The sequence below is a fragment of the Brachyspira hyodysenteriae ATCC 27164 genome (assembly GCF_001676785.2).
GTDB lineage: Bacteria > Spirochaetota > Brachyspiria > Brachyspirales > Brachyspiraceae > Brachyspira > Brachyspira hyodysenteriae.
On the sequence record NZ_CP015910.2, the window covers coordinates 906,982 to 932,515 of the forward strand.

General features: G+C 27.2%; 26 protein-coding genes. 10 read left to right on the plus strand and 16 right to left on the minus strand.

Going from position 1 to position 25,534, the window contains the following annotated elements; translation table 11 throughout:
• Positions 1–5 precede the first annotated feature (5 nt).
• The 12 genes from fabF to BHYOB78_RS04165 form a co-directional block, all read right to left on the minus strand.
• A complete protein-coding gene (fabF, locus tag BHYOB78_RS04110) occupies positions 6–1,259 on the minus strand; it encodes a beta-ketoacyl-ACP synthase II (RefSeq protein WP_020064114.1) in 1,254 nt (417 codons plus the stop codon).
• Between the two features lie 86 nt (positions 1,260–1,345).
• Positions 1,346–1,582 (minus strand): acyl carrier protein, encoded by a 237-nt coding sequence (gene acpP, locus BHYOB78_RS04115; protein WP_008724300.1) that lies wholly within the window; start codon positions 1,580–1,582, stop codon positions 1,346–1,348.
• 72 nt (positions 1,583–1,654) lie between these two features.
• On the minus strand, positions 1,655–2,404 hold the full coding sequence (gene fabG / locus BHYOB78_RS04120; protein WP_012672121.1) for a 3-oxoacyl-[acyl-carrier-protein] reductase: 750 nt from the start codon (positions 2,402–2,404) through the stop codon (positions 1,655–1,657).
• Positions 2,405–2,680: 276 nt separating this feature from the next.
• Positions 2,681–4,108 carry a phosphoglucosamine mutase gene (gene glmM, locus BHYOB78_RS04125; RefSeq protein ID WP_020064113.1) on the minus strand — a complete coding sequence of 476 codons (1,428 nt, stop codon included), beginning with the start codon at positions 4,106–4,108 and terminating at the stop codon, positions 2,681–2,683.
• A 112-nt stretch (positions 4,109–4,220) separates the two neighbouring features.
• Positions 4,221–5,405: a cyclic nucleotide-binding domain-containing protein gene (locus BHYOB78_RS04130; RefSeq protein WP_020064112.1), complete on the minus strand. Its 1,185-nt coding sequence runs from the start codon at positions 5,403–5,405 to the stop codon at positions 4,221–4,223.
• A gap of 70 nt (positions 5,406–5,475) precedes the next feature.
• Positions 5,476–6,030 carry a DNA-3-methyladenine glycosylase I gene (locus tag BHYOB78_RS04135; RefSeq protein ID WP_020064111.1) on the minus strand — a complete coding sequence of 185 codons (555 nt, stop codon included), beginning with the start codon at positions 6,028–6,030 and terminating at the stop codon, positions 5,476–5,478.
• Between the two features lie 48 nt (positions 6,031–6,078).
• Positions 6,079–6,579: a hypothetical protein gene (locus BHYOB78_RS04140; protein ID WP_020064110.1), complete on the minus strand. Its 501-nt coding sequence runs from the start codon at positions 6,577–6,579 to the stop codon at positions 6,079–6,081.
• Position 6,580: 1 nt separating this feature from the next.
• A complete protein-coding gene (locus tag BHYOB78_RS04145) occupies positions 6,581–7,459 on the minus strand; it encodes a sigma-70 family RNA polymerase sigma factor (protein ID WP_012672126.1) in 879 nt (292 codons plus the stop codon).
• Complete coding sequence (locus BHYOB78_RS04150; protein ID WP_012672127.1) at positions 7,449–7,913, minus strand: DciA family protein; 465 nt, start codon at positions 7,911–7,913, stop codon at positions 7,449–7,451. Before BHYOB78_RS04150 ends, BHYOB78_RS04145 begins: the two co-directional genes overlap by 11 nt.
• Positions 7,914–7,977: 64 nt before the next feature.
• A complete protein-coding gene (locus BHYOB78_RS04155) occupies positions 7,978–8,949 on the minus strand; it encodes a tetratricopeptide repeat protein (RefSeq protein ID WP_020064109.1) in 972 nt (323 codons plus the stop codon).
• Positions 8,909–9,751, minus strand: a complete 843-nt coding sequence (locus tag BHYOB78_RS04160) for a hypothetical protein (RefSeq protein WP_012672130.1) — start codon at positions 9,749–9,751, stop codon at positions 8,909–8,911. Before BHYOB78_RS04160 ends, BHYOB78_RS04155 begins: the two co-directional genes overlap by 41 nt.
• 394 nt (positions 9,752–10,145) lie before the next feature.
• Positions 10,146–11,414, minus strand: coding sequence for an L-cysteine desulfidase family protein (locus BHYOB78_RS04165; protein WP_012672131.1), 1,269 nt, complete (start codon positions 11,412–11,414; stop codon positions 10,146–10,148).
• A gap of 221 nt (positions 11,415–11,635) precedes the next feature.
• Here BHYOB78_RS04165 and BHYOB78_RS13715 point away from each other — a divergent pair, with 221 nt between their 5' ends.
• The 5 genes from BHYOB78_RS13715 to BHYOB78_RS04185 all read left to right on the plus strand — a co-directional run bounded on the left by BHYOB78_RS13715 (position 11,636) and on the right by BHYOB78_RS04185 (position 15,524).
• Positions 11,636–11,767 (plus strand): galactokinase family protein, encoded by a 132-nt coding sequence (locus BHYOB78_RS13715; protein WP_244269317.1) that lies wholly within the window; start codon positions 11,636–11,638, stop codon positions 11,765–11,767.
• 150 nt (positions 11,768–11,917) lie between these two features.
• Complete coding sequence (locus BHYOB78_RS04170; RefSeq protein WP_437123968.1) at positions 11,918–12,817, plus strand: galactokinase; 900 nt, start codon at positions 11,918–11,920, stop codon at positions 12,815–12,817.
• 213 nt (positions 12,818–13,030) lie between these two features.
• Positions 13,031–14,135 (plus strand): peptide chain release factor 2 gene (prfB, locus tag BHYOB78_RS04175; protein WP_101638620.1). Its coding sequence is split into 2 segments (ribosomal slippage): positions 13,031–13,102 and positions 13,104–14,135, totalling 1,104 coding nucleotides; the frame shifts between segments, so codons are not numbered across the junction.
• A 119-nt stretch (positions 14,136–14,254) separates the two neighbouring features.
• Positions 14,255–14,824: a hypothetical protein gene (locus tag BHYOB78_RS04180; protein ID WP_020064108.1), complete on the plus strand. Its 570-nt coding sequence runs from the start codon at positions 14,255–14,257 to the stop codon at positions 14,822–14,824.
• 127 nt (positions 14,825–14,951) lie between these two features.
• A complete protein-coding gene (locus tag BHYOB78_RS04185; RefSeq protein WP_020064107.1) occupies positions 14,952–15,524 on the plus strand; it encodes a hypothetical protein in 573 nt (190 codons plus the stop codon).
• 107 nt (positions 15,525–15,631) lie between these two features.
• On the opposite strand, the gene pgsA is transcribed toward BHYOB78_RS04185, so the two are convergent.
• From pgsA to BHYOB78_RS04205, 4 genes are read right to left on the minus strand one after another with little or no spacing between them, the layout of a single operon-like run.
• Positions 15,632–16,189 carry a CDP-diacylglycerol--glycerol-3-phosphate 3-phosphatidyltransferase gene (pgsA, locus tag BHYOB78_RS04190; RefSeq protein WP_020064106.1) on the minus strand — a complete coding sequence of 186 codons (558 nt, stop codon included), beginning with the start codon at positions 16,187–16,189 and terminating at the stop codon, positions 15,632–15,634.
• Positions 16,190–16,226: 37 nt separating this feature from the next.
• Positions 16,227–17,249 carry a DUF4340 domain-containing protein gene (locus tag BHYOB78_RS04195; protein ID WP_020064105.1) on the minus strand — a complete coding sequence of 341 codons (1,023 nt, stop codon included), beginning with the start codon at positions 17,247–17,249 and terminating at the stop codon, positions 16,227–16,229.
• 50 nt (positions 17,250–17,299) lie between these two features.
• Entirely contained in the window at positions 17,300–18,025 is a 726-nt protein-coding gene (locus BHYOB78_RS04200) for an ABC-2 transporter permease (RefSeq protein WP_012672138.1), read from the minus strand.
• Positions 18,026–18,976 carry an ATP-binding cassette domain-containing protein gene (locus BHYOB78_RS04205; protein WP_020064104.1) on the minus strand — a complete coding sequence of 317 codons (951 nt, stop codon included), beginning with the start codon at positions 18,974–18,976 and terminating at the stop codon, positions 18,026–18,028.
• Between the two features lie 277 nt (positions 18,977–19,253).
• On the opposite strand from BHYOB78_RS04205, the gene BHYOB78_RS04210 reads away from it, so the two are divergent.
• The 5 genes from BHYOB78_RS04210 (at position 19,254) to rarD (ending at position 25,472) form a co-directional block, all read left to right on the plus strand.
• Positions 19,254–20,819 carry an AAA family ATPase gene (locus tag BHYOB78_RS04210; RefSeq protein WP_020064103.1) on the plus strand — a complete coding sequence of 522 codons (1,566 nt, stop codon included), beginning with the start codon at positions 19,254–19,256 and terminating at the stop codon, positions 20,817–20,819.
• 27 nt (positions 20,820–20,846) lie between these two features.
• Positions 20,847–22,472, plus strand: a complete 1,626-nt coding sequence (locus tag BHYOB78_RS04215; protein ID WP_020064102.1) for a VWA domain-containing protein — start codon at positions 20,847–20,849, stop codon at positions 22,470–22,472.
• Between the two features lie 113 nt (positions 22,473–22,585).
• Positions 22,586–23,317, plus strand: a complete 732-nt coding sequence (rnc, locus tag BHYOB78_RS04220) for a ribonuclease III (protein ID WP_012672142.1) — start codon at positions 22,586–22,588, stop codon at positions 23,315–23,317.
• Positions 23,318–23,868: 551 nt separating this feature from the next.
• Positions 23,869–24,522 (plus strand): ribulose-phosphate 3-epimerase, encoded by a 654-nt coding sequence (gene rpe / locus BHYOB78_RS04225; RefSeq protein ID WP_028331298.1) that lies wholly within the window; start codon positions 23,869–23,871, stop codon positions 24,520–24,522.
• 89 nt (positions 24,523–24,611) lie between these two features.
• Complete coding sequence (gene rarD, locus BHYOB78_RS04230; protein WP_038369828.1) at positions 24,612–25,472, plus strand: EamA family transporter RarD; 861 nt, start codon at positions 24,612–24,614, stop codon at positions 25,470–25,472.
• Positions 25,473–25,534: the final 62 nt, after the last annotated feature.

Genomic DNA, 25,534 nt, shown 5'->3' on the forward strand with positions numbered 1-25,534 from the left:
ATTAATTATATTCTTTTGAATACTATAGAAGCATTATGACCGCCGAATCCAAAAGAATTGCTTATAGCATATTCTATTTTATAATCCTGAGCAGTGTTAGCAACAACATCTAAATCACATTGAGGATCTTGTTCTTCTACATTGATAGTAGGGTGAACTTTACCTTCAATCATACTCATAATAGTGGCAATAGCTTCTATACCGCCTGCAGCTCCTAAAGCATGTCCTGTCATAGATTTTGTTGAATTAATTTTTATTTTTTTAGCATGATCTTCGCCTAAAGCCTTTTTAATAGCTTTGATTTCAGCAATATCTCCAACAGGAGTAGAAGTACCATGAGTATTAACATAGCTGATTTTATCAGGTGAAATCTTAGCACTTTCAATAGCTAAAGACATAGCTCTTGCTCCCATAGCACCATCCTCTAAAGGTGCAGTGATATGATTAGCATCTGCAGTAAATCCATAACCGCAAACTTCAGCAAGTATATTAGCATTTCTTTTCTTAGCATGTTCATACTCTTCAAGTATTAATATACCAGCACCTTCAGCTATAACAAATCCGTCTCTTCCTTTATCAAAAGGTCTTGATGCTTTAGCAGGATCATCATTTCTAGTAGATAAAGCTCTAGCATTATTGAAACCAGCTATAGTAAGAGGATTTATAGTAGCTTCAGAACCTCCAACTACCATAATATCAGCTTCATTATCTTTAATATGTTTATAACCTAAACCTATAGAGTGGTTTGAAGAAGCACATGCAGTAACTGTACTGTAGTTAGGTCCGTTCATACCATATTCCATAGATATTAAACCAGGTGTCATATTGATTATTTGCATAGGTACAAAGAAAGGTGATACTCTGCCAGGTCCGTCATTAAGTAAAACTTGATGGTTAGATAAAAGAGTAGTCATACCGCCAATACCGCTACCAAGAACACAACCGGCTCTTAAAGGATCAAAGCCTGTTTTCGGTTCTATACCAGCCTGCTTAAATGCATGATGAGCGGCATATATTCCAAAATTAATAAAAGGGTCTAATCTTCTTAACATTTTTTTATCAGAATAATAGTCGCCCTCAACTGGTAAAGCTTCAGCACCGATTTTGGTAATAAGCTGCTCTTTTTCAGGATCGAAATATTTACTTAATGTTTTGATACCTGAAACACCATTAAGCAAATTATCCCAAAATGTTTTTACATCATTTCCTAGCGAACTTACTATTCCAAGCCCCGTAATTACAACTCTACGTTCACTCATATATAAAACTCCTATGATTTTGAACTATATCGAAAAATTTCCCGTAAAAGACATAATTCTATTTACGGGAAATTTAAATAGTATAATTATTTTTTATGTTCTTCAATGTATTTAGCAGCATCAGCTACATTTTTGATTTTTTCTTGATCTTCTTGAGGAATTTTGATTTCATAACGTTTTTCTAATTCCATGATTAATTCTACTAAATCAAGTGAATCAGCGTTTAAATCATCTACGAAAGAAGCTGTATCAGTGATTTTACTTTTGTCTGAGATGTTTAATTGATTAGCAACAACATCTTTAATTTCATCGATTAATGCCATTTTTAATTCTCCTTAAATTGTATATTGTTTATTAATAAAGTGTTTTTAAACACATTATATACTTTTTTATAATTACATTGACATTCCGCCGTCAACAGCTATTACTTCTCCTGTGATATAACTGCTCATATCTGAGGCTAAAAATAATACTAAGTTAGATACATCTTCAGGAGTACCTAATCTTTTTAATGGTGTAATGCTCATAATTCCTTTTACTGTATCTTCAGGTAAAACTCCTGTCATATCAGTTTGTATGAATCCTGGAGCAATTGCATTTACACATATATTTCTAGGTGCAAATTCTTTAGCCATAGATTTTGTCATTCCTATAATACCAGCCTTAGCAGCAGAATAATTAACCTGTCCGGCATTTCCCATTTTTCCAATAACGCTTGATATATTTATTATTTTGCCTTTTCTTGCTCTAAGCATAGATTTAGCTGCTTCTCTAGACATATAGAAAGTACCTGAAAGATTTGTTGATATTACATCATTCCAAGCATTATCTTCCATTTGTAGAACTAACATATCTTTAGTAATACCTGCATTATTTACAAGTATATCTATAGAACCAAATTTTTCTATTGTTTTAGCAATTACTTCTTTGCATGATTCGCTTGATTTTGCATCATGCTGTAATGCTAAGGTTTCTACATTGAAAGATGATTTTATTTCTTCAGCAACTTGAGAGGCTTTTTCAAAGTTTGTAGCAGTGATTACAACATTAACTCCTTCTTTAGCAAGAGTTTCTGCTATTTTCTTTCCTATTCCTCTGCTTGAACCTGTTACTATAGCTGTTTTATTTTTAAGATTTAAGTCCATATTTACCCTTTTTGAAGTATATAAAGATATAAAATATAACAAAAAAAAATTTTATCAGTTAAATATATGATATATTAAAACAAAATATATTGAATTTGTCAAGCTAAAAATATCATTTTAAAATTTTCGACTTTTTTGGTTTAAAAGTCGAAGTATGTAATTTTTATTTTATAAGGTAAAAATTATTTAAATAATGTTATCGTTTATATTAGCTTTATAAAAAAACTCTGGAATGATAATTTTCCAGAGTTCTTTATTTTATTAAATTAATAGTATTTATTTTTTAGTTTTTTTGCTTACTTCTTTTTTAGGTTTGACTTCTTTAGATTTTGTTTCTTTTGCAGGCTTAACAGCAGTTTTTACTCCCTTTATCATATTCATAGCAGAAGTAATTAATTCCTTAGCTTCTTTTTTACTTTTAGCTTCAGCAATAATTCTTACTATAGGCTCTGTATTTGATGAGCGTACATGAAGCCACCCCTCTTCCAAATCTATTTTTATACCGTCAATAGTTGTGATTTTAGCTTTAGGATACTCTTCTTTAACTTGTTTTAAGAATTTATCTTCATCTATCTTAGATACTTCCAATTTTTCTTTAACTATTTCATATTTTGGTATTTCATTTACAAGTTCAGTAATAGTTTTTCCTGTTTTAGCCATTAATTCTAATATTAATGCTATACCCAAAAGAGAATCTCTTCCAGGAGTTACAGCAGGAACTATTATTCCTCCATTTCCTTCTCCGCCGAAGTATAATTTATTTTTTACAACATGAGAAGAAACATTTATTTCTCCTATTTTTGTACGATCAACAGAATATCCTTTTTCCTTAGCTAAATCATCTATCATTCTTGAAGTAGATAAGTTTACAGCAGCATTTCCTTTGCCAACAAGCCATAAATATTTAGCACATAAAGCCAAAGTATATTCCTCGCTTACAATAGTACCGTCATCAAGAACTAATGCAAGTCTGTCAGCATCTGGGTCCTGAGTGAATCCTATATTAACTTTATTTTTTTTAACTAAATCAGATAAATTTTTCATACTTGCTGCAGAAGGCTCAGCAATATGAGCGAATTTTCCTGTATGTTCTTTGTTTATAGAAACTTCTTTTACTCCTAATGCTTTAAGTAGGGGAGGAGTAGCAAATAATCCTGTACCATTAACATAATCGCATGCAACTTTGAAATTAGCCTTTTTTATTTTATCAGCATCTATCCATCTTAATATTCTTTTAATATGTTCTTCTATAGCATTATCTATCTTTTCATAAGTACCTGTTTCTAATGCTTTAACGAATCTTGATGCTTTTTTATCATAAAGTTTAATAACTTCATTAACTGATTTTTCATCTAAGAAATGTCCGCCTTTTCCTATAAGTTTTAATGCATTCCATTCTATAGGATTATGACTTGCAGATATCATTATACCGCCATGTATTTTTAATTTTTCTACCATATATAGAGCTGTAGGTGTAGGAGTTATACCTATATCTATTACATTTATACCGGATGCAGTTAATGTTGATACAACTGCATTTAATATAGATTCTCCTGTTATTCTTGTGTCTCTTGCTACTAAAATTTTTGCTTTTTTTGGAAAAAGACATGCAAATGCTGAAGTATAATCAACTACAGCTTTTATATCTAAACCATCTCCTATTATTCCTCTGATTCCTGATATGCTTGTTTTTAAAGTAGGCATTTAAAACTCCTAAAATGTATTCTATTCTTTAATTATAAAAATTATAAATATATAAAAAGTAAAATATTATTTTAATTATTTTAACAATACTGAAATAATTTTTCAATTATTTTTATGTATGATGATACATGTTTGTTACTCTGTTAATAGCATTTTTATATTCTATCATAAAGCTTTTTATATCTGTTACATTTATATGGTCATCATCTGATATTGATATTGCTTTTATTTTATTTAATTCTTTCTTTATAATTTCATCATTCTTCAGATTCAGTATAGTTTTTATATCATTTATTTTATACGGCAGGTTCATATAATCAATATTTTTAGGTAATTTCTCTGTTTTAACAATATAATATAATGTTATTAATAATTTGGCAGATATATCATCTGTATTAATTGCTATTATTTTTAATATTGTATTTCTAATCTTCATGCTTAACATTTTTATATAATAAAGTTTTATAGAATTATCATTTTCTATTATACTTAATAATTCTTCCTTTTTTAAAACTTTTATTACAGAGTCTTCAAGTACAATTGCAGAAGTGGATAAAGGCTGATATTCCAAAACAGGATTATATCCATCTATTATATTATTTTTAGAGTATATACTTCTTGTGATTTGATGTAGATTGACAACATTATATATACCTATTTTTCCGGATTTTATTATATATAATTTATCGCTTCCTTCTAATTCTGTATATAAACAATATCCTTTTTTATAATGAAATACATTGTCTTTTTTTTCTAAAGGTTCATCAATAGGTTCTATATTGGATAATTCTTCTTTTATATCATTAATATTTTCATCATCATCATCTGGAAATCTTTTTAGGTATTCATTATATAGTTTATATGCCGCATGATCAAATCCGTTTTTTCTGTAAACATGTGCCATATTAAGTATTTCTTCTTTTGTTTTTCCTTTAATAATCTCTTTACTTTCTGATATTAGTAAATAATATCTTCCAAGCCAAGTTTCTAATGATGCATTTAAATATTTATATATTTTTACTGTTAAATCTTTATTTTTTGTATTAATTATTTCATTTAAATTTAATTCCATAACTTCCATATCTTCCAATGCTTTAATATTATAGAAGTAAGGTTCATTGAGTACAGTATTTATTAAACCTAATATATCACCTTTTTTGAACTCTACACTATAATTTAAAGCTCCATAAGATATAGCTTTACCTTTTGTTATTATATAAAAAGTATTTTTGGGACTTTGGTCTTTTATAAAAATTATAGATGATTTTTTAAAATTTAAATTACTATATTTGTTCATAATTTTACTCAAATAATACTTTTATTCTAGCTTTTTTTACATTATTAGTCAATATTTTAATTAATTTTTATTATTTGTTACGGTAGCTGCAATTAATTGAATGATCATTTACAATTCCTATAGCCTGCATATAACTGTAAATTATTATACTTCCTGTAAATTTAAATCCTCTTTTTATCATATCTTTACTTATAGTATCTGATAATTCATTTCTTGCCGGAAGCGGGCTTTCATCATCTAATTTATTATCTATTTGTTTTCCTTCAGTAAAAGACCAAATATATTTATCAAAACTTCCAAACTCTTTTTGTACTTCTATAAATTTATTTGCATTTACTATAAGAGCATTGATTTTTCTTTTATTTCTTATAATACATTTATCATTTAAAAGTTCTTCTATTTTTTTATTATCGTATTTAGATATTTTTTTATAATCGAAATTATCAAATGCCTTTCTCATATTTTCTCTTTTATCTAATATACATTTCCAACTTAATCCTGCCTGCATATTTTCAAGTATCAGCATTTCAAATAATTTTCTTTCATCATGGCAAATTTTACACCATTCTTCATTATGATATTTAATTTCTATTTCGCTTTTAGCCCATTTGCATATTTCTGACATAATTAAAATATTTCCTATTTTTATATGATATATTTAGTATTATTTAATTTACTCTATATTTATTGACACTTCATTATTATCAACTTTTATATTATAATTTCCGTTTTTTAATTCTGAAGAGTAGTTATCTTTTTGTCCGAATATATTTATTATTTTCTCACCATTATATTCTATTACACACCAATTTTTTATATTACTTATATTAATATAGTATCCGTCATTATTTTTATATATCTCTATATTTTTATAAACATAAATATCTTTGACTTTACTATCATCTTCTCCTCTAGAAGCTAATGGAGTTAATTTACTGAAATAAATCATATAATCAATTATACTGTCTTTTATATTGATAATTGGTTTTATTTTGGATTCTTTAAACATATCTGAATCTTCTATATTTTCCATAAGAAATAAATCATTTTTAAGGGAAGTTACTTCTCTTTGCAAATCGGCATTCGATTCCAACTCTTGTAAAAAGTCATCAGATACTTTAATACCATTAACATAGTTTATAATTTCTTCTTCTGTATAATTATATTTGCCCATATTATAAATCCGATAAATTATTAAAATGTTCTTTTAAGCTAGCTTTTATTTTATTTATAATTTTTGTAACTGCATTGTTTGTAATATTTAAAAGTTTTGCTATAAACTCATAAGGAACATTTATTTTTATAGAATGCAGTTTCTTAATATAATTTTGTTTTTTACTTGCTAAATGCACGGTGAAAAGTCCTCTTTTATTATTGATTTCTATTTGTGCATTTATTTTTGCTATTTTATCCTGCTGTTTTATTATTTCATTATATTTTTTTATATATGTTGCTCTTGCTTTTTCTATTATTGAATATGCTTCTTCATAATTTATATTAAAATATTTCATTAATGGCTGTATTATAAGATTTATAAATAATTCTAGATTATGTATAAAAAATGCTATTGAATCTCTGTCGCTGAATTCTTTTTCTATATAGTTAAACATATTGAGTGAAAGTTTTTCAATATTACTTTCATTATAATTATTTGAATATTCATTCATAACATAAGATTTACTGTCATAAAGTACATCATGTAAGGTTAATGCATCTTTACCGCATAATGGGGCATCTATTGATATTTCCTGTTTTTTATATTTATCTTTTCTTTTTTTATGATCTATGAAATTTAAATAATTACTTCTTAATGTATATGTGAACCAAGTGATAAATTTAGCATCTGTTTCATTATATTTTATTATTATATTATCTATTCTTTCTATATAATATGAGTAAAATTCTAAAGCATCATCATGAAATACTCCGAAAACTTTTCTAGGATAATTATAAATATAATTAGATAAATGTTCATTAATCTCTTTTAAAGCCTCAATACTTCTTGTAGCTTTATATTCAAGAACAAGCTTCTTTATAAATACATCATCTATCATCATTATCCTCGTATTTCAATATATTAGCAAATATTTCTTTCATTCTTTCATCTTTTATTCCGGATTCTTTTATTGTATTATCTATCCATTCCTTATGTTCTTTAGTTAATTCTTTTTCTTCTTTTTTAATTTCTTTATTATTTGTATTTTCTACTGTTCTATTGTTAACTTCGCCTATTCTAGTTTTTAATTCTACTACTTCTATATTAGTTTCTTTTTTAATATTTTTGAATATATTATTCCTATTCATAAATATTTCATTAGCCCATACACTATCTGTTATTGTTACTGTAAGAACGGCATTTCTATAAAATGAAGGGTAGCATATTTTTGAGAGAACTTCTCCCATGATATCATCCCATTTTTGAGATATTTTTATGTAATTGGCTAAATTAATATTTTGATATAGTTTCCTGTCAGAATATTCTTCTAATGTATTTTTTATAGTATGCATTATCAATCCTCATAATATAATCATACAATAATTTGTTATATAATCAATATCATCAATTATAATATTAATTATTATTTTGCTGTGCATTGGTTTGGGCAGCTGTATTGTTTGTTTCTATTATAGCTGAGGTATTTGTTATTATATTATTTGTATTGATTATGTTATTAGTATTTATGATATCATTTGTTATAACGGAGTTTGTGTTTATTATATCATTTGTAATTGAAGTATTTGTTGCTGCTAATTCCATTATATCTATTTCTATTGGTTTAGCTTCTACATCTTCATCATAAGTTATATTAGTCTGATTTGTATTTATTTGAAGTTTGTCTTCAATAGCTATATTTGTATTTCCTGATATTCTTGCTAATATATTTTTATTTCTGGTTATTGAATCTTTTAATCCTCTGTAATTAGGATTTATTTTATATGCCTCTTCATAGGTATTAAGTGCTGAACTGAAATTTTTATCTCTTTCATAGGTAGCTGCAAGATTTACCATATAAACTACATTATTCGGACTGTACACTGTAGCTTTTAAAAATGATGATTCAGCCTGTTTATAATCTTCAACATATAAATATAAAAGCCCTAGAAAATTATTCATATAAGCATCATTTGGTTTTAAACTTAAAGAATATCTTATAGAATCTATAGCCTTATTGGTATCTCCTAATTTGTAAAGAGCATATCCCTTTTGAAAATGCAGTTTAGGAGAAAAATTGTTTACTATTATACCATTTCTTGCTGCTCTAAGCATATTGGTATAATCTTTAAGATTCATATAAGAATTAGCTAAATTCTCAAAATATTCTATTTTAAGAATAGGGGAGTTTGCAATTTCATATTCAAATAATTCAGCAGCTTTTTTGTAGTTTTTAGCATTATAATACCTATAGGCATTAGATAAATTTTTTCTATCATATTTGAAAGTATCATTTGTTTGAGAATACAATGATAATGCAAATAATGAAAAAAGTATAAGAATTATCTTATTAACGTGCATCTTTTTTGAAACTTTGCAGCCTGAAATCATTTATCATAGCATTAGCATAAGCTATAGTAGCATCATACATTTCTTCTTTAGTTTTTCCTTTAAAGAATTTATATACTCTAGGTGATTGTACATTTAAATAATCAGGAAGTACTATTTCTCCATCACTGCTTGCTTTAAGAGCTAATTGTTTTATATTAGTCAATTTTTCAATGAATGCATGCAAGAAGAAACCTGATTCTTTAAGTATGAATTGTTCAGCTCTGCTTGAATTGTCTCCGTTATTTAATGCGAAAACGTAATCAGAAAATATTTGAGGTACTTTATTTTCTCCTACAGGAATTATGAATTTTTGGAATTGATTATCATAATCTTTTATTGCAGTTTCTACTACATAATCACTAGCAGGTCCGCATGAAAAGAACCTTATAACAGAAAAACAATTATATAATTCTTTGAAAGCTCCGTATAAATGACAAATTTCCTGGTCTGCTTTAGGATGCATATCTTCCAAAGGATACTTTTCTGTGGCACTTTTGAATTTTTCTATCATATTATCTACTTTATTCATGAAAGAATTTTCTTTAGCTTTTTCTTCTTCAGCTTTTTTTCTTTGTCTTTCTAATTCTCTGTCTCTTAAAGTAGTTTTTATATCTTCTAAAATTTTTATTTCAACAATTAAAAAATTTGATAAATCTTGTCTATTTTGTAATGCTTCTCTATATCTATCATTAAAACTGCTTACATTATATATTTTACTTCCATATTTTTCAGCACCTTTTTCATACTCTGTTCTTATTTTTGTTAAAGTTGCATTAATTTCTTTGTCACTTAAACTAGCCATCAAAGACCCCCCTTATGAAAAATATTTCTTTATATGTAAAAAACTATTACAAATTATCTATTATCATAATATATCGAAAACTAATGATAATAGATTATACAATTTTTTAAAAATAAATCTAGTATTAAAAAATATTGCTGTTTTATTATTATATATATTATTATTATATATATATTAAAGAAAATCAATATTTAATACATATATTTCTATTAGTTGTTTGTTAAAACTATGTATTTTAAAGAAATTAATTTGGAAATATATAAAAGGTATAATAATTAATATTATACCTTTTATATAAAATAAAATTCTTATGCAAAATATATGTTAAAGTTGTATTTTTTAACATATATAAAATATTGTAAAAATGATATAAATGTTTTGATGATTATTTTTATCATTTATCTATCATTATATTAAGTATTTCTACATCTGTACTTTTCATACCTTCTTTAGCCATTCTTCCTATACTGTCAATGGTAGCTTCTATATCATCCTTAACAAGTCCGTCTCCAGCTTTAAATACTTTTCCATCTCTAGCTAAATTGAAAGCTAATATTCCGCAATCAACAGCCTCGGCAATCTTTGAAGCACAAGAAGACTTAGCTCCGTCACAAACCATACCGCCTATTGTACATAAAGCATTTGTAATAGTATCGCATATAACTTGATAGTCGCAGTCATGTAAATATGCTATGCCTGAAGCAGAACCTGTAGCAGCACATACAACTCCGCAAAATGCTGATAATTTACCTATATGTTTTTTTTGTAGTATAGCTATTAAATTTGAAAGTACCAAAGCTCTGTATAATTTTTCTTCAGATACTTTCATATTTTCTGCATATTTTATTACAGGGATTGATACTGTTATTCCTTGATTTCCGCTTCCGGAGTTAGTTACCACAGGCATAGAACAACCGCCCATTCTAGCATCGGAACCAGCAGAAGCATAAGCTCTAGCTTTGTTTCTTATATCATCGCCATAATATTTTATTAATGTTTTACCAACACTAGACCCATAATCATTTTTTAAGCCTTCTTCAGCAATATTACAGTTAAGTTCTATTTGTCTTTTTATAATATCTTTAATATCATCTATATTAACTTCATTAGCAAAATTTAGTATATCTTTTATATTTAATGTTTCTCTTAAATCTTCTTCTTTTTTACTAGAAGAATTATCAGAATTTAATAATTCTTCATTATTCTTGGTAATTCTTGTAATATTAGTATGTGCATTTTTTATTTCTACTAAAGCATTTGTATCTTTATATTTTGCTTCTATTATGATATGTAAATTTTCATCTCCTTCTATTAATTCGCAAGTACAAAATTTGCTATTTAAAAGTTCTTTAGTTTTTTCTATATCTTCTTGTTTTACGGTTGATAATACTTCAAGATTTTTGTTGGCATCTCCGCCCACCAATCCTAAAATTGCAGCAGTATCTATTCCTTTTAATCCTCCTGAATTTGGTACAGTTACACCTTTTACATTTTTTATTATATTCCCGCTGCATTTTACAGTGATATGTTCAGGCATATTTCCTATTACTTCCCTGATTTTAGCTCCTGCAAAAGCTATTGCTATAGGTTCTGTGCATCCTAATGCTGGTATTAATTCTTCTTTTAATATATTTATATAATTACTGTATAAAGTTTTATCCATGAGATTAACTCCTGCTGTATTTATATTTTGTACATTATATTATTGTTTTTTATCAAAATCAATGATTTTAACAATTATTTATTTCAGTTTTAAAAAAAATTTACGATTTATAGTCTGTATGGTTTAATTAAAATATTATTTTTTTACAATAACTGTATTTATACTATTGATTTTTTTTTATTTTATGATATTTATAACAGATAATTTTTGAGAGATTTAGTATGATACCTAGATTACATTTAAAAATAGTAGCGAGATTTAGAGAAGTTTTCGGACATAAAGGTGATACAAAACTTTATTTTGCTCCGGGAAGAGTTACAGTTATAGGAGAACTTATAGATTATTCAGACTGAGATACTATAACTTCAGCTGTAGATAGAGGAACATATATAGTAGCTAGAAAAAGACCTGATAATAAAGTTAATATATATGCACATTCTTTTAAAGCTAGAAAATCATTTACATTAGATGATTTAGAAAAGAATAAAGAAGATGAATGGGCTATTTACTTTAAGGGTGTTTATTCTGTGATTTTAGAAAAAGGCTATAAAATACATGGTATGGATATATTTGTATATACCGATTTGCCTTTTAATACATCTTTGGCTTCATCTAGTTCATTATGTGCTTGTTTGACTTTTGCCACTTTGGATATAAACAATATTAAAGATGTTGATAGTATAGAAATGGCAAAATTGTCATATGAAGGTGAAATAAAATATGCATCACATAGAACATCTTTAAGCGATCATGTTACAATATTCTTAGCTAAAGAAAATACATTATTTTTCTTTAATATGAAAACACTTAAATATGAATATTTTGATTTTAATTTAGGTGATTATTGTATGGCTGTTGTTAACAGTAATAAGAAGAGAACTTCTAGTGATGGTGAATATAATGCAAGAAAAAGAGAATGTGAAAATGCATTAAAAAAACTCAAAGAGAAGAAAAGCAGTTTAAAATCATTATCCGATTTAAAAGTTAAAGATGCTGATTTTATTAAAGAGACTTTACAAAACAAAGAGCAGAGACGTGCTTTATATGTTTCTGGCGAACAGGATAGAGTTAATCAGGCAGTTAAAGCTATTAAAAAAGGTTCTGTTAAGGATTTGGCTAATTTGATACTTAAAACTCATGATGGTTTGAGCAAATTATATGAAGTTTCTACTGCAGAATTGGATATTTTAGTTGAAGAAGCTATGAATATGGATGGCGTTTTGGGTGCTAGAATGATAGGTACAGGTTTTGGCGGAGGAGTTTTGTTATTTCTTAAGAAAACTGAAGTTGAAAATGTTATAGAAAATTTATACACCCATTATAAGGAAAGAACTAGAAGAGATGCTGATGTTTATATATTGAAATTATCTAGCGGTACTAGAATTTTACCTACAGAAGAATAATTTTTAATAAAAAATTTTATTATATATAAAAAATAATTGTATTTTGGTACAATTCATTAATAAAAATTAGATTATAACTTATTAAAACTATTGTAAGTTATAATCTAATTAATTTATATTGTAATAATAACCCAAGATATAAACAAGCAGATTATAACTTTAGTTATAATCTATTTTCTGCGAGTTTATATCGTAATAACAATAGGACGTTTTATGACATTATCAGAAATTAAAGGTATAGTATCTAATATTAAAGAACAATCAGAAATATTAAGGGGGTATCTTTGACCCGGATTCTATTTACAAAAGGGTTAAAGAGATAGACGAAATATCAGCTAAAGATGATTTTTGGAATGATAATATAGCAGCTCAGAAACTTATGAAGGAGAGAATGCTTCTTCTTGATAAAATAGAGCCTGTAGAAAATCTAATAAAAAATTCTAATAATATTTATGAACTTGTGGAAATGGCTATAGAGTCAAATGATTCTGAAATGGAAAAAGAATTGGAAACAGAATGCTTAGAATTGCAGAAAGTTTTTGATGAATTGGAAACAAAGAATTTGTTTTCAGGAGAATTTGATAGTAAGAATGCATATTTAACTTTGAATGCAGGAGCAGGCGGTACAGAGAGCTGCGATTGGGCTTCTATGCTTTCAAGAATGTATGTAAGATTCTGTGAAAGACATGGTTTTACAGTTGAAACTACAGATGAATTACCAGGTGATGAAGCAGGAATAAAACAGATAAGTTTTTATGTTCAGGGTCTTTATGCTTATGGGTATCTACGTTCAGAAATAGGTGTTCATAGACTAGTTAGAATATCTCCTTTTGATGCTAATGCTAAAAGACATACTTCATTTGTTGCAGTTAGTGTTATGCCTGATATAGATGAAGATATAGAAATAGAAATAAATCCAGCTGATTTGAGAATAGATACTTACAGAGCTTCAGGAGCAGGCGGACAGCACGTTAATAAAACTTCATCAGCTATTAGAATAACACATATACCTACTAATATAGTTGTTCAATGTCAGGCAGAAAGAAGTCAGCATAACAATAAAGATATGGCTATGAAAATGCTTAAAGCTAAACTTTATCAATTAGAGAAAGAGAAATTGGATAAAGAGAAGCAGAAAATAGCAGGTGAGAAAACTGATATAGCTTGGGGCAATCAGATTAGAAGTTATGTATTCCAACCTTATCAGATGGTAAAAGATTTAAGAACCGGATGTGAGAGCGGAAATATGAACTCTGTAATGGACGGAAATATTGATGAATTTATATCAGCGTATCTTAAACAGCAAATAAAAAAATAAAATATTTAATGTAATTTTTCTTATTATCTATATATAAAAGTTTTAATAATATTATGTTACTTATTGACATTTTTAGACATAAATAGTATAGTCTAGATATATTAAAGATGGAGAATATTATGTTAAAAAAGTTTACACTTATATCTCTCATGATAGCTGTTTTAGTGGTTGCTATGCCGAAAAAAGCTCAAGCTGCTTATTCTGATGGAGCTGCAATAGGAGCTTCTTTATTTTTTGGATATCCAAACCAAGGTTTAACATTAGTAGGTCAATTTGACGGAGTACCTTTGATGTTTGGAGTTCAGGCAGTAGCTAATATTTTTGATACTCGCTATTTATATTTTGGTGTAGGACTCACTATGGATTGGTGGGGATTAAAAATACCTTTGGGACAAGCTGGAGAGTCTGATGTACATTTCTATTTAGGACCTGGACTTGCTGCTGATTTTGCAATAGGTTCTCATGGTTTATGGTCTCTTAATGCTGGTTTAAGAATGCCTATAGGTTTTTCATTCTTAATTAAGAATCAGTGGGAAATCTTCTTAGAACCTGCTCCTGTAGTTAATGTTATACATGCTGATGGTAATGGTTTTTCTATATTAGGACTTCATTTCGGTGATGAGAAACATTGGTATATTGAGCATTTCTTACACTTAACATTCCAAGTAGGATTCAGATATTGGTTCTAATGATATTTGTTTAGAATATTTATAGCTCCGTTATTATATTAGCGGGGCTTTTATTTTTTATAATAATTTTTTCACTTTTTTATATTATTTTTTATATTTATATAAAGTAAAATTAGGTTTTGTTTATATGTTTAAAAGAGTAATCATTTACAGTTTATTTTGTACTATTTTAATTTCTTTTTTCTCTATTGAATCTAAATTGTATGCTGATTATCCTAATGGTGCTGCTGCAGGACTTTTTTTGAGATTTAGTTTTCCAAGTCAAGCTTCTTTGGGAGTAACAGGAAAAATTGATAATTTTCCATTGATGTTCAGCGGTATATTGAATATAGGTATATCAACTAAAGGCTGGGCTTGGTTTGGGCTTAGTGCTAATGCTGATTGGTGGGCATTAAAATATAGAATAGGTAAGGCAGGTGAGTCTGATGCTTGGCTTTATTTTGGTCCGGGAGCTGAGGCAGTTGCAGAATTTGGTAATAATTATTGGAATTTAGGTTTGGGTTTCAGACTTCCTTTAGGAGTTTCTTTTATAGTTGATAGAGATTGGGAAATATTTTTACAAATTTCTCCAGGACTTAATGTAATCGCTATAGGCAGTGATGGTTTTGGAACTTTCGGTTGGTATCCTAGTCATACAGGATGGACTTTTGCTAAATTCTTTAGATTCTCAGGAGATTTTGGATTTAGGTATTGGTTCTAATTATTTTTTATATGATTATAGTTTTCTATTATAATAAAAATGGGTATTCAAATATTTATGAATACCCATTATTTTTTAATGAAGTCTATTATTATCAATAATACAAATTATTTTTTGTTTGCTTTTCCTGTTATTAAAGGCATATAATCAAAGAATGAGTATATTGTTATTATAGTAACCACTAATAAACTGTAATATGTTATTTGCTCATAAGGAAGAACTATATCTGTATATTTTAATATTTTTAGAAGGAATATTATAACTACAGCAGCTGCTCTTGATGCGGTTTTTAATTTACCGCTGAATTTAGCGGCAACAGCAAAACCTCTTAATCCTCCTAATATTCTTATAAACATTGAAAACATATCTCTATAAAGTGAGATTATATACATCCATATAGGCATAGAGCCTTCATATAGAAATATTGTAAACATAGTTATATGAAATACAGTATCAGCAAAAGGATCAAGTACTTTTCCTAAATCACTTACAAGATTAAATTTTCTAGCCATAGCACCGTCTAAGGCATCTGTTATTTCTAGTATTATCAGAAATATTAATGCCAATACTGCACTTATCATAGAATTATAAAAGTACAGAAATATAACAAGAGGTGATAAAACTATTCTGCTTATACTTAGTAAATTAGGTATTTGCTGTTTCATAAATTACTTCCTTAAAAATATATTAAATTTTATTAATTTATTGCTGCAAATTTTCATCTAATCTCATACCATCTTCAGTCATATCCATATAAGGATCATTTTCATTATTTGTTTCTTTTTCATCATCTTCGGTTTTTATATAATAGCTTCTGTCACGCATAGCAGCAGAATATATATTATAATCAACTTCATATATTATACCGCTTTGAGGTTTTACATATACTCTGTTATCATTATTATCATATACTATTTCATACTGTGTTTTGGTATTATCTTCCATATATATTGTAATAACAGCATCAGGTATTCTGAATAATCTATTTAAATATTTTATCATATTCTCATCGTATACGAATCCTGTAGCTTTAACTAATGATAATGCTTCAAAATCTCTGTAAGCTTTATCTAAACTAATTTCTTCATCTACACCATCAACAACCCAATTAGTTCTATTTTCTTTTCTTATAGTATTTGTATAATCTCTTATATTACTTTCAGTTTTTACTACAGAATCTATATATATAGTTTTATCAAATATTTGCTTATCTCTAAGCATATCAATAGTTTTCTTTAATGCTTCTATATAAATAAGCTCTACACTGAAATATTCATCATTATATTTTACATAATATTTTTCTTCATCAGCTGTTTTATTTCCAACGAATACTTTATATTCTTTATCGCCTTCCCAAACTGTAAATTCATTGCTTGGGTTTTCTAAACCAAATGAATCTAATTCAGCAAGATTTGTTATTGTGCTGTCAATATTCAAAGTATTAAAGTTTTTAACATTTGCAAATGCCTCTAACTGATCTATTTTATAATCGTTAGAAGGAGCTATTACTTTCCAAGTTTCATCTATTTTTTCTACAATTATTGGTTCTTCAGCATATCTTAATTCATATTTTGTAACATTTGTTTCATTAAGTTCAAAAAGCTGAGTTCTAGGTTTGTTTGCCTCTATTTTTTTACGGCTTTGTTTAGTTGTTAGAAATGCTGCAACACTTATTACTGCTAATGCTATAAGCAAAACTATTATTTTTGTAACATTTTTATTCATTTTATTTATCCTATAAGTTTATAATTTATTTTGGTTTTTAATATCGTAAATTATTTTCTGTTTTCAAGCATAATATTTGCTAAATAAAGGAATATTACTGTAACTGATAAGAAGTATATAATGTCCCTTAAATCCAATACTCCTCTTGCTATATTAGCAAAATGATAATCGCCGCTTATAACTTCTATAAAATTAACAGAAGCAGGGAAAAGTAATGTTAAATATCTTAAAAACATGTTTAATGATATCATGATAGCAAGCCCTACAATTAAAGCTACTATCTGATTTTTTGTAGTAGATGAAGCAAATATACCTATAGCACATAATGCCATAATAAGAAATACGCTTCCTATATATCCGGTAATAACAGGTCCTATATCTAATCTTCCTAAAAAAGTTAATGTCATAGGGTAGAGTATAGTAGGTATTAATGCAAAAAGCATAAATATTACAGCGGAAAAGAATTTACCCAATATAATTTCTAAAGTAGAAACTGACTGTGTACTTATAAGCTCATAAGAACCGCTTGAAAACTCACTTGATAATAGCCCCATAGTGATAGGCGGAATTATAAGCGATAGTATTAAAGGCAGAATACTGAAAAAATCCTGCATATCATTCTGCTGAAGTATAAAAAATCTTGAAAAGAAATATACTCCGCTGACAATTAAAAATATTGCTGAAAATATATATGCTATAGGCGAGAAAAAAATATGCCTCAATTCTTTTTTTAATATAACATTCGATTTATTTATAGTATAACTTATAGACTGCACTTACTTATCTCCTTTTGTTAATGTATGGAATACTTCTTCTAGATTTTCTCTTTCTCTAAACATTTCATATATTATCCAATCTGTACTCTTGATAAATGAATAAATCTTTTCTCTAGGCTCTTCTTCATTAGAGTATATTGTAATATCTTTTAAATCTCCGTTATCTTCCGATTTAACATCATAAATATTTTCTATCTTCTTTAGTTTTTCTATTATTTTATTTTTATCATCATTAGTTTTGATAGATAATTTTATTCTTACAGATACTTTATTTTCTTTGCTGTTATTATTCAAACTTAAATGTTTAGGGTCAGCATCTGCAATAACATTACCTTGATTGATAATTATAGCCCTTGAACAAGTAGCCTCAACTTCGCTTAATATATGTGTAGATATGAGAACTGTTTTTTCTTTTCCTAATTCTTTTATAAGCTCTCTAATTTCTACTATTTGGTTAGGGTCAAGTCCGTTAGTAGGTTCATCTAATATAAGTATTTTAGGATCATGTATAATGGCTCCTGCAATTCCTACTCTCTGTTTATAACCTTTTGAAAGCTCACCGATTGATTTTGATATAACATCTTTAAGACTGCAGGCATTTACAACATAATGAAGTCTTTCGCTTAATCTGCTTCTTTCAAGTTCCTGAATTTCAGCCATATAAATAAGATAATCAAATACGCTCATATCATCATAAAGAGGTGCTGATTCAGGCAAATATCCTATAACCTTTTTTACTTCTCTTTCATTATTTAATATGCTTTTTCCGTCAATAATAGCATTTCCGCTAGTAGGCGAAAGGTAGCAAGTGAGTATTCTTAAAGTAGTTGATTTTCCTGCTCCGTTTGGTCCTAATATTCCTACAATTTCTCCGGCATTTATTTCAAAACTTACGCCTTTTAAAGCATGAAAATCACCGTAATATTTGTTTAAATTTTCTACTGATATCATTTTGTTCCTTTTTTGTTTTGTGTATTGCTAAAAATTAAATCATTATTAAAAAATTAAAATCTAAAAATATATAAGTAGAAAAACATTATAATATATATAAGGTAAAAAAACAATTATAAAAATCACAAAAGATGTATGTTTGAAATGTGTTATATAAATTTTACTTCCCTATGGGGATATATTAAATATTGTATTATTTAATGTATATATTATGTTGTAAATTAGCGTCTAGTAATTATAATATTTATTATAACTAAATATATTAGAGGTATTAAATATGGAATTAAATAAGGAAAAAATAAATTATATTATTAAAAAACTTTCAGAAGGTTTATATGAAAAAGAAGAAGTAATAGGATTAACACTGTTATGTGCTTTGGCTGGAAAGTCAGTATTTTTGTATGGGCTTCCTGGCACTGCTAAAAGTTTAATCGTAAGAAGAATAGCCTCAGTTTTTAATGATTCTAAATATTTCGGTCAGCTTATGAGCAGGTTTACAACTCCTGAAGATGTTTTTGGTCCTGTAAGCTTATCTAAATTAAAAGAAGATAAATTTGAAAGACAGATTGAAGGCTATTTACCAAAAGCAGATTTCGTATTTTTAGATGAAATTTGGAAAAGCAGTCCTGCAATATTAAATACATTATTAACTATAATAAATGAAAAAGTATACAGAAACGGAAGTCAGGAAGAGAAAGTACCATTAAAGGCATTAATTGCAGCAAGCAATGAAACTCCTCCAAAAGGTCAGGGACTTGAGGCAATGTATGACAGATTTATAATGCGTTTATTGGTTGATCCTGCTAAAGATGTAAATAATTTTAAATCTTTAATAGTTGATAAAGATGTTTCTTTTAATGCTAGCTTTAATAACGATGAAAAAATATCTACACAATATTGGGAAGATTTAAAAAGTATTATAGAAGAGATAAAAGTGCCTGAAAATGTACTTAATATAATATGCTCTATAAAATCTGAAATAGATGAATACAATAAAGGCAATAATGAGAAAATATATATTTCAGACAGAAGATGGAAAAACATTGTTTATATATTAAAAACAGCAGCATATTTTTGCGATAGGGAAGAAATACTTCCTGTAGATTGTTTTTTAATATCTCATTGTATATGGACGCTTGAAGAAAATATTGATGATGTAAAGAAGATAGTTCAAAAATCTATTGAAAGTTTTTCTCAAATAAGCAGAAAAGATTTTGAAAGCTTATCAAGTGAAGTTAATGAGTTAAAAAAGGATATAGAATCTGAATGTATAAATGATAAAAATGTTTATAATACTGAAGATATAAATGGCAAAGAATGTATAAAAATACCATTAAATTATTACTATAATGGAAATAAAAAAATAGATTTATATGTGCCTCTTAATAAACTTAATACAAGTTCTGATTTTTATGCTTTGGATATAAATGGCAATCCATATGAATATTTTAATTTTTCTTTCAATGGCGGATCCAGCTTAAAAATTACTAAGAATTCATCTTATTATCTTCTTAACAGTAATAATGAAACTGTTACTGAAATTGCAAAAAGATTACCTATAAAGTCAGAAAAAGGTACATATAAAACAATTACTTCAAGAACAAAAGATAATTATATTAAAAGCTGCAACGAATTGATAGAAAAGATAGATGAGGCAGTAAAAAAATCTGAAGAAGATTTAAAAAAGCAAAAAGAAAAGATAAATTCTCCTTTTATTGCTGAATGCTATAGTGATATAATATTAAAAAGTCATAATGATTATATAGCTGATTTTAAATCTAAAAGATTTGAAGTAGAGCAGGAAAAAAATAAAGTAGAGCAGTGTCAGACTATAAATAATTAATTTATTAAAAAATGGAAGTTTTTTATTATGTTTGAAAATATTTTTAACAGTATAAAAGCCACTAAAGATGAATTTATAAAAAGGTTTTCTAATACCTTTAATTTTCTTAATGATTCTAATGTTAGTAAAGAAATAGACGGAAGAATAGAAGAGTTTGAAAATAAAATAAAATCTCATATAGAAGATAACAGTCCTTTTGAAAAGGATTATAGGGATTTTAGAAAGTCTTATAATGATTTTAAGTATAATGGTGCTGATGAAAAGTCTATTTTAGAAGATCTTAATCATTATAATAAAATAAATCCAAATGCTGATATTAAATTTTTTAAAAGCAAATTGGAAGATTTTAAAAATAAATATTATAAAAAGCCCAAAATTGAAAAAACTCAAATTAATCAAACAGAGATAAAAACAAAAATAGAAAAAGAAGAGTCATATATTAATAAAGATTCTGATAATAAATCTGTTAATGATAATATTGATAATATTAATAATATTGAAGAGTCAGAAGATATAAAAAATCAAAAGGATACTGATATAAAAGCTATAAGAAAATCTGTTTTGGATAATTGGAAAAAGTCTTTAGATGATAAATATATTGACTGGTCTTTAAAAGAGATAGATAAATTTAGAGAAGAGTTTTTTAAAAAAACAAAGGAGTTTCTTGATTATTTAAAAGATATAATGGAGCTTGAGAATGCTTTAGGTGAGGAAACAGGAAGTTTATTTGATTTAAGTTTAGGCAATTTATTAAAAAGGGATATTGAATATATAAAACAGCTTGCTCAGCTCATAAAAAGCAATGAAAATATAAAAAAATTATGCGATATGCTAGGAAGATTTGTAAAGGAAGAAGAAAGTTATAGGATAGAAAAAGTTTTAAGAAAGGAGACTTTTCATACAACTGTAAGAGATATTAATTCAGAAGAAGAGATTGTAGGCATAACTTATTCTAGGGATATACATAATATACTTCCTCAGGAGAAGCTGCTTTTAGCTGAAGGAGTGCTTGAAACATTATTTGGTATTAAATATTTTGAGAATAGACTTTTAACTTTTAAGAAAGAGGGTTATACTGATTATTCTTATGATGAAATGGTTGAAGATGAGATGCAGGTTATAGAAGATGATAAAAAAGGTCCTATTATAATATGCGTTGATACAAGCGGTTCTATGAGTGGAGTTCCTGAAACTGTAGCAAAGGCTGTTACATTATATTTAGCAGCTAGGGCAATGAAGCAGAAAAGAAATTGCTATCTTATAAATTTCAGTACTCAAATAGAAACTATGGATTTAACATATCCTAATACTATGGATAATTTAATAGAATTTTTGAGATTAAGTTTTAATGGAGGAACTGATGCTGTACCTGCATTAAGGCATGCTATAAAAACTATGAATACTGAGAATTATAAAAAATCTGATTTGCTTTTTGTTTCTGACTTTGTATTCAATGAATTTACAGAAGAAGATTATAAATTGGCTGAAGTACAAAAGAAAAATGAAAATAGATTTTATTCTCTTATAATAGGAAGTACTCCTATGTTTAATGTTGAAAACAGTATATTTGATTATAATTGGTGTTATGATTCTTCAAAAGGTTCAGTTAAGGAGATTACAGGAAATATGTATTCAAGTATATTCGGACATTAATAATATATTAATATATAATAAAATCACAAAAAATATCAAAAAATTATATTTATTTCTTGACTGTTATTTTATTCATTGTATTATAAATACAATACTGTTAGGCAGATATGGTTATGAATATAGATAAAATCTTAAATAATTGTCAGACGGCTTTAAAATATGAGTTTAGAAATAAAGATCATCTACTAGAGGCTATAACTCATAGAACTTATGCTAATGAATCAAAAAAGAAGATGAAATATAATCAGAGATTGGAATTTTTAGGTGACTCTGTACTATCTCTTATTATTTCAGATTATCTATTCAAAAAATACAGTAGCAGTAAAGAAGGTTTATTATCTAAAGTAAAATCGTCTTTGGTATCACAGAAGAGTTTGGCAGATATTTCTAAAGAGCTTAAGCTTGGAGATTTTTTACTTCTTGGGCATGGAGAAGAAGCTTCAGGCGGAAGATATAGAGATAATATGCTTGAAGATTTATTTGAGGCAATAGTCGGTGCTATATATTTAGATTCTGGCATTACAAGTGCATCTAAATTTGTTATGAGGGCTTATAAAGAAAGACTTAAGAATTTGGATATTGAAAACTTTGATAAAGACTATAAAACTATATTTCAAGAGCTTATACAGAAAAAACATAAAACAAGTCCTATTTATAAATCTTATGAATATTATGACAATAATCATGAGATGTTTAAATCAGAAGTTTATGTAAATGATAAAAATTTTGCTTTGGGTGTTGGTAAAAGTAAGAAAGAAGCCGAAACTAATGCAGCAAAAAAGGCGTTAGATAAAATAGAAATGGCTAGTATAGCAATAAAGAAAAATAAAAAAGCTAATAAATAATAATTTAAATGCAAAGATATCAAATAAAAAATATAAATTTGATTATTTTTGTTAAGCGTACATAGTAATAAATAAGTATGTTCATTTGGTTGTAATCTATTAATAGCGTAGGCGAGCATAACAATAAACAAGTAAGCCGAAATAGTTGATAACTTCAGTCGGCATCTATTAATAGCGTAGGTGAGCATAACAATAAACAAGTAAGCCGAAATAGTTGATAACTTCAGTCGGCATCTATTAATAGTGTAGGCTAGCATAACAATAAATAAGCGAGCCGAAGCAGATGACAACTTTAGTTGGCATCTATTAATAGTGTAGGCGAGCATAACAATAAATAAGCGAGCCGAAGCAGATGACAACTTTAGTTGGCATCTATTAATAGCGTAGGCGAGCATAACAATAAATAAGCGAGCCGAAGCAGATGACAACTTTAGTTGGCATCTATTAATAGTGTAGGCGAGCATAACAATAAATAAGCGAGCCGAAGCAGATGACAACTTTAGTTGGCATCTATTTATAGTGTAGGCGAGCATAACAATAAAGGAAAGATTATGAGTAAAATTAATATAGCTCCTTCAATATTAACAGCATCATTTTCAAATTTGGATGCTACTATAAAAGAACTTGAAGAAGCAGGAAGCGATTATTTGCATTTAGATGTAATGGACGGAGTATTCGTTCCGCAGATTACATTCGGTGCTAAAGTAATTTCAGATATAAAAAAGATAAGCAGTATTCCTCTTGATGCTCATCTTATGATAGTTAATCCTGAAAAGCATATTGATGATTTTGCTAAGGCAGGATGCGATATTATAAGTGTACATTTTGAGGGTAATATTCATATACATAGATTGATTTATCTGATAAAGGCACATAATATCAAAGCTGGTATTGTACTTAATCCGCATACTAGGGTAGATGTAATAGAACCTATTATTGATGATATTGATTATTTACTTTTAATGAGTGTTAATCCTGGATTCGGCGGACAGAAGTTTATAGAATCATCTGTAAGCAAAATAAAAGAGGCAAAAAAATTAATAGGAAATAGAGATATAATTCTTGCTGTTGACGGCGGAGTTAATCTTAATACTTGTAATAGAGTAGTTGAGGCTGGTGCTAATTTTCTTGTAGCTGGAAGTGCTATAATTGACAGCGATAATAAAAAAGATACTATTAATAAATTAAGATGCGGTAAATTATAAATTTATTTTTAAATTATTAAATCTCATATTGAAAATATTTTTATTAAATTTTATTATTATGTCCAAAAAAAATTGTATTGGATATATTTATGTCAGATAATAATAATAATAAATCTATTTTGCTAGCTTCGGCTGCATATATAATTTGGGGGCTTTTGCCTCTTTATTGGAAATCTGTTCAGAATTTTGATTCGGCTTTTGTTTTGGGTTTAAGGGTTATAACTACTTTTATATTTACTTTAATAATCATAATATACAAAAAAGCAAATTTATATAGAGGTATTAAGCCTTTAATATCTATAATAATAGCTGGAATTTTTTTAGGACTTAATTGGTATTTATATATTTACACCGTTAATTCAGGACATGTTCTCGAGGCAGGACTTGCTTATTATATAGCACCTATTTTAAGTATATTAGTAGGTATTATAGTTTTTAGAGAGAAAAAAACTCCATTGGAATATGCAGCAATTATTTTAATGTTTATAGGAATGATTTATCAAACTATCACATTAGGCAAGCCTCCTATAATGGCATTTTTTATAGGGCTTACTTTTTCAATATACGGCTTATTCAAAAAACTTACAATATATTCAAGCTGGGAAAGTTTATTTTTAGAAACTACTGCTATATTAATTCCATCAATAATTTTAAGTACAATATATTTTCCTAAAACTCCTCAGCCTATTCATACTTGGGTATCATTGATGTTTGCAGGAGTTGCTACAGGAATACCATTGTATTTATATGCCAAAGCAGCTAAAGGACTTCAAGTTTCTACTCTTGGATTTCTTCAATTTTTACTTCCATTTTTTGCTACTTTACTTGCTATTTTTGTATATAAGGAAGAAGTTAATTTGAATAGGGCTATTACATTAGCTATAATAATATTATCTGCAATTCTTTATGCCATATCTATATTTAAAAATTCTGCTAATAAAAATAATTAATTATTGATATAAAAATATTAAAAAGCCTTAAGTAATTATTGTTACCTAAGGCTTTTAATTTT

Bases quoted from the DNA above. Each gene is read 5' to 3' on its own strand.
- fabF (WP_020064114.1), bottom strand. From the start codon at position 1,259: ATGAGTGAACGTAGAGTTGTAATTACGGGGCTTGGAATAGTAAGTTCG.
- acpP (WP_008724300.1), bottom strand. From the start codon at position 1,582: ATGGCATTAATCGATGAAATTAAAGATGTTGTTGCTAATCAATTAAAC.
- fabG (WP_012672121.1), bottom strand. From the start codon at position 2,404: ATGGACTTAAATCTTAAAAATAAAACAGCTATAGTAACAGGTTCAAGC.
- glmM (WP_020064113.1), bottom strand. From the start codon at position 4,108: ATGCCTACTTTAAAAACAAGCATATCAGGAATCAGAGGAATAATAGGA.
- BHYOB78_RS04130 (WP_020064112.1), bottom strand. From the start codon at position 5,405: ATGAACAAATATAGTAATTTAAATTTTAAAAAATCATCTATAATTTTT.
- BHYOB78_RS04135 (WP_020064111.1), bottom strand. From the start codon at position 6,030: ATGTCAGAAATATGCAAATGGGCTAAAAGCGAAATAGAAATTAAATAT.
- BHYOB78_RS04140 (WP_020064110.1), bottom strand. From the start codon at position 6,579: ATGGGCAAATATAATTATACAGAAGAAGAAATTATAAACTATGTTAAT.
- BHYOB78_RS04145 (WP_012672126.1), bottom strand. From the start codon at position 7,459: ATGATAGATGATGTATTTATAAAGAAGCTTGTTCTTGAATATAAAGCT.
- BHYOB78_RS04150 (WP_012672127.1), bottom strand. From the start codon at position 7,913: ATGCATACTATAAAAAATACATTAGAAGAATATTCTGACAGGAAACTA.
- BHYOB78_RS04155 (WP_020064109.1), bottom strand. From the start codon at position 8,949: ATGATTTCAGGCTGCAAAGTTTCAAAAAAGATGCACGTTAATAAGATA.
- BHYOB78_RS04160 (WP_012672130.1), bottom strand. From the start codon at position 9,751: ATGGCTAGTTTAAGTGACAAAGAAATTAATGCAACTTTAACAAAAATA.
- BHYOB78_RS04165 (WP_012672131.1), bottom strand. From the start codon at position 11,414: ATGGATAAAACTTTATACAGTAATTATATAAATATATTAAAAGAAGAA.
- BHYOB78_RS13715 (WP_244269317.1), top strand. From the start codon at position 11,636: ATGATACCTAGATTACATTTAAAAATAGTAGCGAGATTTAGAGAAGTT.
- BHYOB78_RS04180 (WP_020064108.1), top strand. From the start codon at position 14,255: ATGTTAAAAAAGTTTACACTTATATCTCTCATGATAGCTGTTTTAGTG.
- BHYOB78_RS04185 (WP_020064107.1), top strand. From the start codon at position 14,952: ATGTTTAAAAGAGTAATCATTTACAGTTTATTTTGTACTATTTTAATT.
- pgsA (WP_020064106.1), bottom strand. From the start codon at position 16,189: ATGAAACAGCAAATACCTAATTTACTAAGTATAAGCAGAATAGTTTTA.
- BHYOB78_RS04195 (WP_020064105.1), bottom strand. From the start codon at position 17,249: ATGAATAAAAATGTTACAAAAATAATAGTTTTGCTTATAGCATTAGCA.
- BHYOB78_RS04205 (WP_020064104.1), bottom strand. From the start codon at position 18,976: ATGATATCAGTAGAAAATTTAAACAAATATTACGGTGATTTTCATGCT.
- BHYOB78_RS04210 (WP_020064103.1), top strand. From the start codon at position 19,254: ATGGAATTAAATAAGGAAAAAATAAATTATATTATTAAAAAACTTTCA.
- BHYOB78_RS04215 (WP_020064102.1), top strand. From the start codon at position 20,847: ATGTTTGAAAATATTTTTAACAGTATAAAAGCCACTAAAGATGAATTT.
- rnc (WP_012672142.1), top strand. From the start codon at position 22,586: ATGAATATAGATAAAATCTTAAATAATTGTCAGACGGCTTTAAAATAT.
- rpe (WP_028331298.1), top strand. From the start codon at position 23,869: ATGAGTAAAATTAATATAGCTCCTTCAATATTAACAGCATCATTTTCA.
- rarD (WP_038369828.1), top strand. From the start codon at position 24,612: ATGTCAGATAATAATAATAATAAATCTATTTTGCTAGCTTCGGCTGCA.